This is a genomic window from Streptomyces sp. NPDC001443, from assembly GCF_053597355.1.
Window position 1 is genome coordinate 89,527 of record NZ_JBSFIA010000015.1, and the last position, 12,322, is coordinate 101,848.

Annotated in this window: 14 protein-coding genes; 7 read left to right on the forward strand and 7 right to left on the reverse strand. The window is 71.9% G+C overall.

From position 1 onward, the window contains the following. Positions 1 to 46 precede the first annotated feature (46 nt). The gene (locus tag ACWC24_RS17890; RefSeq protein WP_450663768.1) at positions 47 to 448 is read left to right on the forward strand and encodes a VOC family protein; all 402 of its coding nucleotides are present in this window, start codon (positions 47 to 49) and stop codon (positions 446 to 448) included. A 161-nt stretch (positions 449 to 609) separates the two neighbouring features. Then, positions 610 to 1,680 carry an adenosine deaminase gene (locus tag ACWC24_RS17895; protein WP_450663769.1) on the forward strand — a complete coding sequence of 357 codons (1,071 nt, stop codon included), beginning with the start codon at positions 610 to 612 and terminating at the stop codon, positions 1,678 to 1,680. Here ACWC24_RS17895 and ACWC24_RS17900 read toward each other — a convergent pair. After that, on the reverse strand, positions 1,662 to 2,177 hold the full coding sequence (locus ACWC24_RS17900) for a mycothiol transferase (RefSeq protein ID WP_450663770.1): 516 nt from the start codon (positions 2,175 to 2,177) through the stop codon (positions 1,662 to 1,664). The two genes, ACWC24_RS17895 and ACWC24_RS17900, sit on opposite strands and share 19 nt — an antisense overlap. A 25-nt stretch (positions 2,178 to 2,202) precedes the next feature. Next, positions 2,203 to 3,087 carry a LysR substrate-binding domain-containing protein gene (locus tag ACWC24_RS17905; RefSeq protein WP_450663771.1) on the reverse strand — a complete coding sequence of 295 codons (885 nt, stop codon included), beginning with the start codon at positions 3,085 to 3,087 and terminating at the stop codon, positions 2,203 to 2,205. A 123-nt stretch (positions 3,088 to 3,210) separates the two neighbouring features. On the opposite strand from ACWC24_RS17905, the gene mgrA reads away from it, so the two are divergent. Next, the gene (gene mgrA, locus ACWC24_RS17910; protein WP_450663772.1) at positions 3,211 to 4,203 is read left to right on the forward strand and encodes an L-glyceraldehyde 3-phosphate reductase; all 993 of its coding nucleotides are present in this window, start codon (positions 3,211 to 3,213) and stop codon (positions 4,201 to 4,203) included. Between the two features lie 739 nt (positions 4,204 to 4,942). After that, positions 4,943 to 5,353, forward strand: a complete 411-nt coding sequence (locus tag ACWC24_RS17915; RefSeq protein WP_450663773.1) for a hypothetical protein — start codon at positions 4,943 to 4,945, stop codon at positions 5,351 to 5,353. A gap of 18 nt (positions 5,354 to 5,371) precedes the next feature. Here ACWC24_RS17915 and ACWC24_RS17920 read toward each other — a convergent pair whose 3' ends face one another. Beyond that, positions 5,372 to 6,652 carry a streptophobe family protein gene (locus tag ACWC24_RS17920; RefSeq protein WP_450663774.1) on the reverse strand — a complete coding sequence of 427 codons (1,281 nt, stop codon included), beginning with the start codon at positions 6,650 to 6,652 and terminating at the stop codon, positions 5,372 to 5,374. Positions 6,653 to 6,903: 251 nt separating this feature from the next. On the opposite strand from ACWC24_RS17920, the gene ACWC24_RS17925 reads away from it, so the two are divergent. Both ACWC24_RS17925 and ACWC24_RS17930 read left to right on the forward strand, forming a co-directional pair. Then, the gene (locus tag ACWC24_RS17925) at positions 6,904 to 7,359 is read left to right on the forward strand and encodes an ATP-binding protein (protein WP_450663775.1); all 456 of its coding nucleotides are present in this window, start codon (positions 6,904 to 6,906) and stop codon (positions 7,357 to 7,359) included. 389 nt (positions 7,360 to 7,748) lie between these two features. Continuing rightward, the gene (locus ACWC24_RS17930; protein WP_450663776.1) at positions 7,749 to 8,168 is read left to right on the forward strand and encodes a helix-turn-helix domain-containing protein; all 420 of its coding nucleotides are present in this window, start codon (positions 7,749 to 7,751) and stop codon (positions 8,166 to 8,168) included. 94 nt (positions 8,169 to 8,262) lie between these two features. Here the strand turns inward: ACWC24_RS17930 and ACWC24_RS17935 are convergent, their stop codons facing one another. Both ACWC24_RS17935 and ACWC24_RS17940 read right to left on the reverse strand, forming a co-directional pair. Beyond that, a complete protein-coding gene (locus ACWC24_RS17935; RefSeq protein ID WP_450663777.1) occupies positions 8,263 to 8,862 on the reverse strand; it encodes a ClpP family protease in 600 nt (199 codons plus the stop codon). Between the two features lies 1 nt (position 8,863). After that, positions 8,864 to 9,517: an ATP-dependent Clp protease proteolytic subunit gene (locus tag ACWC24_RS17940; protein ID WP_450663778.1), complete on the reverse strand. Its 654-nt coding sequence runs from the start codon at positions 9,515 to 9,517 to the stop codon at positions 8,864 to 8,866. 261 nt (positions 9,518 to 9,778) lie between these two features. On the opposite strand from ACWC24_RS17940, the gene ACWC24_RS17945 reads away from it, so the two are divergent. After that, positions 9,779 to 10,261 (forward strand): VOC family protein, encoded by a 483-nt coding sequence (locus tag ACWC24_RS17945; protein WP_450663779.1) that lies wholly within the window; start codon positions 9,779 to 9,781, stop codon positions 10,259 to 10,261. Positions 10,262 to 10,333: 72 nt separating this feature from the next. Here ACWC24_RS17945 and ACWC24_RS17950 read toward each other — a convergent pair whose 3' ends face one another. Beyond that, positions 10,334 to 11,236 carry a geranyl diphosphate 2-C-methyltransferase gene (locus ACWC24_RS17950; RefSeq protein ID WP_450663780.1) on the reverse strand — a complete coding sequence of 301 codons (903 nt, stop codon included), beginning with the start codon at positions 11,234 to 11,236 and terminating at the stop codon, positions 10,334 to 10,336. 20 nt (positions 11,237 to 11,256) lie between these two features. After that, on the reverse strand, positions 11,257 to 12,306 hold the full coding sequence (locus ACWC24_RS17955) for a family 2 encapsulin nanocompartment cargo protein terpene cyclase (protein WP_450663781.1): 1,050 nt from the start codon (positions 12,304 to 12,306) through the stop codon (positions 11,257 to 11,259). Between the last annotated feature and the right edge of the window lie 16 nt (positions 12,307 to 12,322).

Here is a 12,322-nt window from a genome sequence, read left to right on the forward strand (position 1 = left end):
TTTACGTATAACCTCACCCGTCAATCGCTCGTACCGAAAGGCCCCGATGAGACGCATCGCCCTGGTCACCCTCGTCGTCGACGACTACGACGAGGCGATCCGCTTCTACACGCAGGCGCTCGGATTCGACCTCGTCGAGGACGCCCCGCGCCCCGACGGTTCGCGCTGGGTCGTCGTGGAACTCGGGGCGAACGGCGCCGAAGGGCCCGGCACCGCGCTGCTGCTGGCCCGGGCCAAGGACGACGCGCAGCGCGGCCGGGTCGGCGACCAGACGGGCGGGCGGGTCGGGTTCTTCCTGCACACCGACGACTTCGCCCGCGACCACGCGCGGATGCTCGCCGCGGGCGTGACCTTCCTGGAGGAGCCGCGCCACGAGCCGTACGGCTCGGTGGCGGTCTTCGAGGACCTGTACGGCAACCGCTGGGACCTGCTCCAGCCCGCCGGCTGAGCCTCCGCTCGCCGCACCTGATCCGTCACGGCTCCTCCCGCCGTACCTTCTTCCGCCCCGGCCCTCCCGTCGCGGCTCCCCTTGTCGTACCCGCTTCCCCCGCGGACCCGTCCGCCGCTTCGAACCGCTTGCCCAAGACTCGCTCCGAGGAAAGATCCGCCATGACTGCTACGCGCGTAGATGCCGAAGTGATCCGCCGCCTGCCCAAGGCCGTCCTGCACGACCACCTCGACGGCGGCCTGCGCCCCGCCACCGTGGTGGAGCTCGCGGCCGGGATCGGCCACACCCTGCCGACCACCGACCCCGACGCGCTCGCCGCCTGGTACTACGACGCGGCCAACTCCGGCGACCTGGTCCGCTACATCGCCACCTTCGAACACACCCTCGCCGTGATGCAGAACCGCGAGGGCCTGCTGCGCGTCGCCGAGGAGTACGTCCTGGACCTCGCCGCCGACAGCGTCGTCTACGCCGAGGTGCGCTACGCCCCCGAGCTGAACACCCGGGGCGGGCTGACGATGAGCGAGGTCGTGGAGACCGTCCAGGAGGGCCTTGCCGCGGGCATGGCCAAGGCGGCCGCCGCGGGAACCCCCGTCCGGGTCGGCACCCTGCTGTGCGGCATGCGCATGTTCGACCGGGTCCGCGAGGCCGCCGACCTGGCCGTCGCCTACCGCGACGCCGGGGTCGTCGGCTTCGACATCGCGGGCGCCGAGGACGGCTTCCCGCCCGCCGACCACCTGGCCGCCTTCGAGCACCTGCGCCGCGAGAGCGTGCCGTTCACCATCCACGCCGGCGAGGCCCACGGCCTGCCCAGCATCCACCAGGCCCTCCAGGTGTGCGGCGCCCAGCGCATCGGCCACGGCGTGCGCCTCACCGAGGACATCGTCGACGGCAAGCTCGGCCGGCTGGCCGGCTGGGTGCGCGACCGCCGTATCGCCCTGGAGATGTGCCCGACGTCCAACCTCCAGACCGGCGCCGCCACCTCGATCGCCGAGCACCCGATCACCGCGCTGAAGGACCTGGGCTTCCGGGTCACCCTCAACACCGACAACCGGCTGGTCTCCGGCACGACGATGACCCGCGAGATGACGCTGCTGGTCGAGCAGGCGGGCTGGGGCGTCGAGGACCTGCGCACGGTCACGGTGAACGCCCTCAAGAGCGCGTTCATCCCGTTCGACGAGCGCAGGGCCCTGATCGAGGACGTCGTCCTGCCGGGTTACGCGGCCGCGCTCTGAAGCAGCCCGCGGACGTAGGCGGCCTGTCCGACGTGCTGGAGATCGTCGGACAGGACGCTGACCAGCCGCACGCCCAGCGTGACCGGCGGGTCCCACCGGGTGTCGACTACCTGCTCCAGATCCTTCGCGGCCACCCCGCGCAGGGCCGTCAGGCTCTGCTCGTGCACGGCGTCGTAGTAGCCGGTCAGCAGTTGGGCGGAGTCGACCCGCACCTCGGCGACCTGCGCCGAGGTGTGGCCGTACCCCGTGTCGAGGCGCGGCAGGTCGAGGCCGAAACGCTTCTCCCACTTCTGTGACAGCCACACCTGCTCCAGCCCGAAGGCGTCGGCGAGGTGGTCGTCCTGCACCCGGGTGAGGTGCCAGACCAGCCAGGCGACGGAATTGGCCTGTGGGCCGGGCCGGGCGTTGAGGTCTTCCGAGCCCAGCCCCTCGACCACGGAGTGGACCTCTTCCCGGATGCGGCCGTACGCGTCGATGAGGACGTCCTTTGCTTGCATACGTCCACCATCACCCAGTCCCCGCTCAGGCGCCCCCCGTTTCCAGCAGCGCCATCAGGGCCCGCGCCGCGGGACTGGTGCCCTGCGCGGGCGGCAGCAGGGCGGCGCTCTCGTACACCGTCTCGCCGGTGCCCTTCAGCGGCAGCGCGGTGAGCGACGCCCGCTTGTGCCGGAAGTGGCGTGGCACGACCGCGACGCCGAGGTTCTCGTCGATCAGGTCCAGCAGGCTGTGCACGTCGTTGACCTCCAGCGCGACGGTCCGCCGCAGCCCGGCCTCGGCGAACGCGGCGTCGGTGGTGCGGCGCGGGCCCCAGTCCGGGTGGAAGTCGACGAAGACCTCGCCGCCGACGTCCTGCGGGGTCACCGCCGCGCCCGCGACCGCCAGCGGGTGGGCCGGATGGCACAGCAGGGTCATCGGCTCCCCGGCCAGGGACACCGAACGGAGCTGGTCGGTGTCGGCCTGGGTGCGGTAGGCGAAGGCCAGGTCCAGCCGCCCGGCCGCCACCTCCTCGGCCAGCGCGCCCGACCCCGCCTGCCGCAGCCGGATCTCCACGTCCGGGTGACGGCGCCGGAAGGCGGCGAGCAGGGCCGCCACGTTCACCCCCGCGATGCACTGCTCCGTGCCCAGCGCCAGGGTGCCGCGCAGCACGCCCTGCACCGCCGCCACCGCCTCGTGCGCGGCCCTGACCTGTGCCAGGATCCGTTCCGCCTCGGCGAGCAGCGCCCGCCCGGCCTCCGTCAGGGTCACCCGGCGGGTGGTACGTACGAACAGCGGGGCCCGCAGTTCCCGCTCCAGCGCCCGGATCGAGGCCGACAGACCCGACTGGGAGACCAGCAGGCGCTCGGCGGCCCGGGTGAAATGCTGGTCCTCGGCGACGGCGACGAAGTGCTGGAGGTGGCGCAGTTCCATGATTGAGAAGCGTATCCGCTGAATTCCATCGGATTCTTCTGTTGGACCACTGCCCGCGGCGCAGGCGAGAGTGGGTACCGGTTCCCTGAACCGATCACCGTGCCAACCCCTGATGGAGTCGCGTTGTACACCGCACACCCCGACCGTTACGCGGACATGCCCTACCGGCGCACCGGACGCAGCGGCCTCAAGCTCCCCGCGCTGTCGCTCGGCCTGTGGCACAACTTCGGCCCGGACCGCCCGGTACAGACCCAGCGGGCCATCCTGCGCCGCGCCTTCGACCTCGGCGTCACCCACTTCGACCTGGCCAACAACTACGGCCCGCCGCCCGGCGCCGCCGAGTCGGCCTTCGGCGAGGCGCTGCGGGCGGACTTCGCCGCCCACCGCGACGAGCTGGTGGTCTCCACCAAGGCCGGATACCTGATGTGGCCGGGCCCGTACGGCGAATGGGGCTCCCGCAAGTACCTGCTGTCCTCGCTGGACCAGAGCCTCACCCGGATGGGCCTGGACTACGTCGACATCTTCTACTCGCACCGCCCCGACCCGGAGACTCCGCTGGAGGAGACGATGGGCGCGCTGCACTCCGCGGTGCAGCAGGGCAAGGCGCTGTACGTCGGCATCTCCAACTACTCCGCCGAGCAGACCCGGGAGGCCGCCCGCATCCTCGGCGAGCTCGGCACCCCGCTGCTGATCCACCAGCCGCGCTACTCGATGCTGGACCGGCGCCCCGAGACGGAGGGCGTGCTGGACGCGCTGGACGAGCTCCAGGTCGGGTCCATCGTCTTCTCCCCGCTGGAACAGGGCCTGCTGACCGGCCGCTACCTGGACGGCATTCCGGAGGGTTCGCGGGCCGCGAGCGACAGCCCCTTCCTGAACTCGGACGCGGTCACCGAGGACCTGGTGGCCCGGCTGCGCGCGCTCGACGAGATCGCCAAGTCCCGTGGCCAGAGCCTGGCCCAGCTGGCCCTGGCCTGGGTGCTGCGCGGCGGACGGGTGACCTCCGCCCTGGTCGGCGCGAGCAGCCCGCAGCAGGTGGAGGACTGCGTCGGCGCCATCCGCAACCTCGACTTCGACGCGGAGGAACTGGCCCGGATCGACGCGGTCCTCAAGTCGTAGCGCTTCGGGAGGAACATCTCCCGGGACGGGAGCGGGACAGGCCGGCGGTATCCCGACACCGCCGGCCTGCCTGCTTCCTGGAGATCCCGTAGATCCCGTAGATCCCGTAGATCCAGGAGATCGACCGAGCGCGAAATTCCGAAACGACGTCCCCCGATCATTCCGCGGATCTTGGCCGGTTCTCGGATGCTGCGGAATTCGACGGATCCGGGCCGGTGCGCTACGGATCCCGCGGTGGCACCGGTGTGCTTCCACGGCGAAGTGCCACGCCGAATTCCGCATCCGCTTTCCCCGCCGGACCCCTGATGTCCTGCGCTCGCGGAGATCCCGGAGGTCTCCATTTCGGGAGATCGCCGATAGCCCGTCGAGCGCGGTGGAACTCGTCGCCGCACTGGGTGTCATGCCCGGTGAGCAGCGGTCCGGAGATCCGGAAACGGCCGTGATCCGGCCTCCGGCGCCCGGTGGGCGCGATGCCGCCGTAGCGGTTCTCGCCATGATTCCTGTCACGGTTATCGGACTGTTCTCGCCATGGTCGGAGATCACGGTCGGAGGAAAACGGACTGCCCGTCGCGTTTCGGCCAAACGGTGCGGTGAATATGCCAAGAGAGTGGCCGGAAAGTCATGGTGACAGTGTTTCAGTAGTCAACATACTCGAATGTCAGGGACAGTTCTTCATACACGAGCCGCACGGAAAGCGAGGCCCGACCGGCAAGCGAGAGACGCTACGGGGGAGAGAACCGTGCACGACGAATTCCTGTGCCACGTCACCGCCTACGGCATGTGCGACGGGAGGCGGATCGGCGTACCGCTCGGCACCTACCGGGCGCCCACTCTCGCCCTGGCGCTGTGGTGGCTGCGTGACCGGGCCTCCTGGATCGCCGAGCGGCTCGACCCGCAGCCGGAGAGTCCGCACTTCCCGCCGAGCTCACTCGTCCCGGTCGCGGAGAGCGCGCCCGACGTGCCCGCACTGCTGCGCGCCTGGTGCGCCGACGTGGAACGACAGGAACTGGTCGCCGAGGAACTGGCCGACGGGCGGCTGGTGCGGATCGCCACCAGCGACGACACCACCGAGTACGAACTGCTCGCCGAGTCCGTCGACGCACTGCGGATGCAGCGGGCCGCCCCGGTGCTCGTCATGCCGGTCGCCTGACGCCCGGCGCCCGAATGGTCAGGGGGAGGGGCCGGACCGCGGCGCTTCGCCGGACCGGCGCAGCCGGCGGGCGGGCAGACCGCCGAGAAATCCGGTGACCAGCCCCCAGAGCAGGGCCAGGCCGAGCGCCGTCCACACCTGCGGTCGCACGAGCAGGACCCCGGACAGGTTGCCGCCCAGGTCGCCGACGCCGAGCAGGGACAGGCCGTAGTACGCGGAGACCCGGCACCCCAGACAGATCAGCAGGACGGTGAGGGCGAGCGCGACCGCCGTCCGCACGGCGAGCTGCCAGACCCGTGTCCGGGCCGGTGAACACGCCGCCAGCACGAACGCCGCCGTCAGCAGCAGTACGACGGCGGCGACCAGGAGCCACCAGTACCGGCCGTCGAGGTCGGTCAGCGTGCCCAGGTCGAGCGTGGCACCGTCCGGGGTGCGCAGCGCCCGGTCCCCCTCGGGCGGCAGCGGCAGCCGGAACGGACCCTGCACCCGCCCGTCCCAGGTGGCCCCCATCCCGATGGTGAGCGCGATCCAGACGATGTTGGGCAGGCCGAGCAGTATCACGGCGAAGGTCTCGGCCGGATGTCCCCGGGTCGCCGCCACCACCAAGGCGACACAGGCCCCGACGACGACACTGGACAGCAGCAGCACGACCATGGCGTACGCGGCAGGCCGCACCGGCTGCTGGAATCGCAGCAGCCGGGCCGGCAGCGGGGCGGCCCGCGGCACCAGCAGGGCCAGGAAGAGCACGACGGCCAGCCACAGCAGGCCCAGGGCGAGCGTCAACGGCACGTTCGCGGCGAAACCCATCCGGGGCTCCAGGCCGAACAGGTCACCGAGGTCGCCGAGCGTCCCCTCGCCCAGGGGAATCGCGAAGCTCTGCCGGGCGCCCAGCGCCAGCCCGAGCAGACCGAGCAGCCACAGCACGGCGATCCGCGCGGCCCACCAGGCCGGCTCGGCGACCGTGGTGACGACGCGGTGCCGCAGCGGCCACAGGAAACCGGCGCCCACGACGAGCGCTCCGACGAGGGTGACCGACAGCGGGGTCGCCGTCAGTCCCGCCCGGCTCTCGGCGAGCGACCCGACGTTCCCGGACAGCTCGACACTGCCGCCGACGGCGCTCACCACCGTCGCCGCCACCACCCGCGGGAAGGCTCCGTCCGGCAGGTCCGTCGCGCCCGCCGCCCACAGCCCGAGCGCGGACACCACTGCCATGGCGACCAGCCCGGCCAGCACCGTCACGGCGGCCCGTACCCAGCCGGGACGGGCGACCGCCTGCTCGGAGGGGGTTCGCCGGCTCACCCTGCCACGCTATGCAGCCGCACCGGCGGCCGCGCGCCGGGAGGGCCGTCCGCGTCCGCCGGCCCCACCCTCGACGCTCCCCGGGCCCCGCCCCCGGACGCGCCTCCCGCGGTCGCCGTCGACGAAGACCGCCGCGCTCGCACGGAGGTACCCCGAAGAGCCGGGCGGTCCCGGGGAGTGCGGGGCGTCCCGCGGGGTACGAGCACAGGTGCAGCAGCGTCCGGCCAGTCCGGCTTCCGAGAGAGAACCGCATGACCGAGCACCTGGGCGGGGCAGTGATACCGACCGGCTTCGACGTACCCGTGGAACCGCTACGGCGGGCGACCCACTTCACCGGCGAGCCCGGTTGCATAGCGGAAGCGCGTTCTTTCGCCACGCTCTTCGTCGAGCAGCTGCGGACCGAGTGGTGTGCCACGATCGGCGAACGCACGAGCGGCGCGCTGCTGCTGGTGGTGAGCGAACTGGTCACCAACGCCGACCGGCACAGCAACGGACCGTACATCCTGGAGCTGGAGGGCACGGACGCCACGATCGCCGTGAGCGTCTACGACAGCAGCGCGGCCCTGCCGCTGCGCTTCCCCCGGGACCCCCAGCGCGTGGGCCGGCACGGCCTGGAGATCGTCCACGCGCTGGCGCGCCAGGTCACCGCCGAGCGGGTGCCGGTCGGCAAGCGGGTGCGCGCGGTGCTGGGACTGAGCGCGGACTGAACGGTCGCGCCCCCGCCACCCCGGTGTTCCGCGCCCCGCGTCGTGCCTGCGGCCCGATCAACCCGATCACGGCGGTGGGCATCCCATCCCTCCCCACGAAAGCGACGGTTCCCGTCGGTCTCCTCGACCCGGCAGGTCTCCTCGACCACGTCGGTCTCCTCGACCACCGATCGACCACCGGACAGCGGCACCGGCGGCCCCTCTGAAATCCGCGTACCCGGGGTGCGCCGTGCCATGCACACGACGTGCGGAGGAAGTGGACGTCCGGTGTCGGCGGCGCGCCCGGGACGGAGCGCGAACGCGGCGCGGCCGGAGGCGCTTTGTCCGATTCCACCGAGGGCGCAACGCCGTACGCTTCCCGCCGCCGCCCGTGCTCCTAGGCTGGGAGGGTGAGCAGCCAAGCGCCGAACGAAGCCCGCGTCATCCCGTTGCGCCCGCGCACCGTCCGGCCGTCGTCGGCACCCCCGACGGCCCCGGCATCCCCGGCCCCCTCGTCGGCCCGACCGCCCGCTGCCAGGGAACCGCTGTGGCGGGACCTGATCGGCGACGTGCTGCGCCGCGAACGTCTCGCCCAGGAGCGCACGCTCAAGGACGTGGCCGAACAGGCCCGGATCTCCATGCCGTACCTGTCCGAGGTGGAACGCGGCCGCAAGGAGGCCTCCTCGGAGGTCCTCGCGGCCGCCGCCCACGCTCTCGGCCTGGGCCTCGGCGACCTGCTGTCGCTGGCGCACCGGGAACTCGGCCGGCAGTCCCGTGCCGGCCGCCCGACGCCCCGCGCGCCGCACGGCGGACTCTGCCTGGCGGCCTGACGACCCGCCGCCTGACGACCCGCCGCCTGACGACCCGCCGCCTGACGACCCGCCGCCGGACGGTCCGGCGGCGGCTCGGCACGACGGCCCGCCGTCAGCCCGTCCGGCGGCGGCTCAGCACCTCGTCCGCCAGGCCGTAGGCCACCGCCTCCGGCGCGGTGAACACCTTGTCCCGGTCCATGTCCGCGCGCAGCGTAGGGATGTCGTGGCGGGTGTGCCGGGACAGCACCTCCTCCACCTGGGCGCGGATCCGGACCATCTCCTTGGCCTGGAGGGCGAGGTCGGAGACCATGCCCTGCCGACCGCCGCTGGCGGGCTGCCCGAGCAGCACCCGCGCGTGCTCCAGCACGAACCGCCGCCCCGGATCGCCGCCGGCCAGCAGGACGGCCGCGGTGGAGGCCGCCTGCCCGACGCAGAACGTCGAGATCGGCGCCTGCACGAACGTCATCGTGTCGTAGATCGCCATCAGCGAGGTGAACGAGCCGCCGGGGGAGTTGATGTAGATCGCGATCTCGCTCTCCGGCGCGGAGGACTCCAGATGGAGGAGCTGGGCGATGACGACGTTGGCGACGCCGTCGTCGATCTCGGTGCCGAGGAAGACGATCCGCTCCGACAGCAGCCGGCTGAACACGTCGTAGGACCGCTCGCCCTGCGGGGTGCGCTCGACGACGTTCGGAATCGTGTACGTCCCCACGTCAGAGTCCGATCCTTCGCCGTGCGGCGGCCGGGCGCACGTCCGCGAGGGACTCCACGACGCCGTCCACCATGCCGTACTCCTTGGCCTCCTCGGCCGTGAACCAGCGGTCCCGGTCGCCGTCCCGGGCGATGGTCTCCGGACTCTGGCCGGTGTGCTCGGCGGTGATCCGTTCGATGGTCCGCTTGGTGAACTCCAGGTTGTCCGCCTGGATCTCGATGTCCGCGGTGGTGCCGCCGATCCCGGCCGACGGCTGGTGCATCATGATCCGCGCGTGCGGCAGGGCGTGCCGCTTGCCGGGCGCGCCGACGCTCAGCAGGAACTGCCCCATGCTGGCGGCGAACCCCATCGCGAGCGTGCCGACGTCGTTTGGGATCAGCCGCATGGTGTCGTAGATGGCCAGGCCCGCGTGCACGGACCCGCCGGGGCTGTTGATGTACAGGCTGATGTCGGTGCGGGGGTCCTCCGCCGACAGGATCAGCAACTGGGCGCAGACCCGGTTCGCGGAGACCTCGTCGACCTGGGTGCCCAGCAGGACGATCCGCTGCGCGAGCAACTGCGATGCCAGATGGTCGTCGAACCGGGTCACCGGGGTGTCGCCCTCCTGGGCGTACGGCGGCCAGGTCTGCCGGGGTGCCGGGGTGAGTGGGGACATCGGCCCTCCTGAGGGTCGTCCGTCGGGCGCGGCCGGTCGGCCGTACCGCGCTCCCCACTCTCGGCCGGGCACGGGTGCGCCCGGGGATTTATCGGCCCGCGGCAGATTCGCCGTCGGCAGAGCTCCCGGCCCAGGACGGCCGTCGACGCCGTTCCGTACGGCGGCCGGGCCGGTCGGAGCAGACCGCCGCCCGGCCGATGAGTTTCGCGGCCGCCTCCGGTCGACACTGGTGAACCGGGTTCCACGCTCCAGGAGGTGCGCATGACCACCGACGGATTCACCACGTGCCTGTGGTTCGACGGGCAGGCGGAGGAGGCCGCCCACTACTACGTGTCGATCTTCAAGAACTCCGGCATCGTCCGGACCGGCTACACCAACGACGCCGGACCCGGCCCGGCCGGTACCGTGCTGGCCGTGGAGTTCACCGCCAACGGGCAGCGGTTCGTCGCGCTCAACGGCGGCCCGCAGTTCACCTTCAACGAGTCGGTCTCCTTCCAGATCCACTGCGCGGACCAGGCGGAGGTCGACCACTACTGGACCAGGCTCACCGAGGACGGCGGCGAACCGGGCTCCTGCGGCTGGCTCAAGGACCGGTACGGCCTGTCCTGGCAGGTCATCCCCGACCGCCTCATCGACATGATCGGTGACCCCGACCCGCAGAAGGCGGCCCGTACGACCCGGCTGATGCTCTCCATGGGCAAGCTCGACATCGCCGCCCTGGACCGGGCCCACGCGGGCGAGTGAACCGGCCGCGGTCGCACGCCGGACGGCCCCGGGGGGCGGGACACCCCGGGGCCGGGACCGACGGGCCGGGACTCAGACGCGGTCGGCCACGATCATCAGGTACTGGAAGCTGCCGTTGCGGTACGCGGACAGGAAGGTCTCCTCGATGCCCGTGACCAGATGGGGGGCCTGCCGGCGCAGATCCCAGTAGGGGATCGTCGCCTCGGTGAGGTCCTCCACGTGGACGGGCACGAGCCGGTTGCGCGCCATGGCCCGGAAGTACGCCGACCGCGGATGGATGTCGCAGATGTAGTGGGCGTTGATGAGCGACACCTCGCGGGAGGCCTGCCCGTAGGTGTCGTTGTAGCAGCCGGTGATGACCACGTAGCGGCCGCCGCGGCGCAGCAGGCGGGCGTGCTCGGCGAAGAGCTGGTCCAGCTCGACGTACATGGTGGACTCGTTGTTCCACGACGCGGCGTAGGCGCCGGTCTCCAGGCCGGTGTCGAGCATGTTGCGGTGGTGGTAGCGCACCAGGTCGTCGACACCGCGCTTGCGGGCCTGCTCGTTGGCGAACGCGGCCTGCTTGGCGGAGATCGTCACGCCGTCCGTGCGGCAGCCGTAGCGCAGGTGCGCCACCACGCTGCCGCCGCCGCGGCCGCAGCCGGCGTCGAAGACACGGTCGGCGGGGGTGAGGGGGCCGAGCCGGCCGGCCAGGATCTCGGCCTGGGCGTGCTCCAGGCGGTGCAGTTCGGCGGTGATGCGGTCCTGGCGCCGCAGCGGGTCGCTCTCCTCGACCACGGTCCAGTCGACGGCTCCGACGCCGTAGTGGTGGTGGTAGAGGTCGTCCAGCCTTCCGAGTTCGAGATTGACCGGGTTCTCCTCGGCGTTCCAGTAGTCCGCGACGCGGTTCTGGTACGTGGACTGGGTGGGCACCGATGCGGTCGTGGTGGCGGGGACGGTGGTCAAGTAGGGCTCCTCGTGAGGCGTCTGACGCATGATCAGTGATCTGGTCGGTGTTACCAGTAGTCGGGCAGGTGGTAGCGGTGGGTGTTGGTCGCGTGCCACTCGTGGTTGCCCGCCACCCAGTCCGAAAGGCTCCGGGCGTAGCGTTCGACGAGCGGCGAGCCGGCCGACAGCAGGGCGGACTCCGCCTCGAAGGCGTCCATGATCTCGTTGTGGATCCCGACGGCCCTCAGATAGGCGGCCTTCAGCCCGCACCGCTCGTTGGCGGCGACGACCTGGGGCAGGTTGAGGTGGGTGGGGTCGGCCAGTTCCTTGGTGAAGGAGTACAGGTCGTTGACGATCGTGGTCGCGTTCGCGGCCAGCACCGTGATGCGCTGGATCTCGGGGCGGGCGTAGACCGCCTCCGGCAGTTCGTAGCCGTCCACCGCGTCGACGATCGACAGACAGGGCCGGAAGTTGTTGAACTGCCGCATCACCAGGTACTCCCACACCCGCGGCGTGTGACGGGCCTCGCCCCAGGCGGCCTCGGCGAGATAGCCCAGGTGCAGCCGCGCGATGTCGTGCACGAAACGGTCGGTCTGGGAGGGGGTGGCGAGGGCGGCGTACTCCTTGAGGGCCCAGTGGTACGACCGCAGCGGCCCGTCGGCCTGCATACCGCGCAGCCAGTCCTCCTGGACCGCGGGCGGGCCGTGGTACGGGTCGAGCGCCGACTGGGCCAGGATCAGCCGGCCCCCCAGGCCGCTGCGCGATCCGCCCTTGTCCTCGTCCTCCTCGCAGTAGCAGTTGTCGACGATGTTCTCGGCCAGCAGCAGCTTGCCCGCGACGGTGAGGTGGTCCAGGCCGGCCGCCGCCGGGTGCTGGAGCACCACGGCCCGGCCGAACTGGAACCCCGCGAAGTCGCCGTTCCAGGCCTCGGGGAACAGGTCGAGGGCGCGGGCCCACTCCTCCAGCCTGCGGTCGATCTCCGCGGCCTTCTCGGGGTCGGCGGGGGCGACGGGCCGGTGTCTGAGGCCGGGGACCGCCCCGCCGCGCCGGGTGGTGAGGGAGCCGGCGAGATCGGGTGCTCCGGGCAGCGCGAAGCCGCCGCCGGGGGGTGTGCTCATGTCGTGCTCCCCGCGG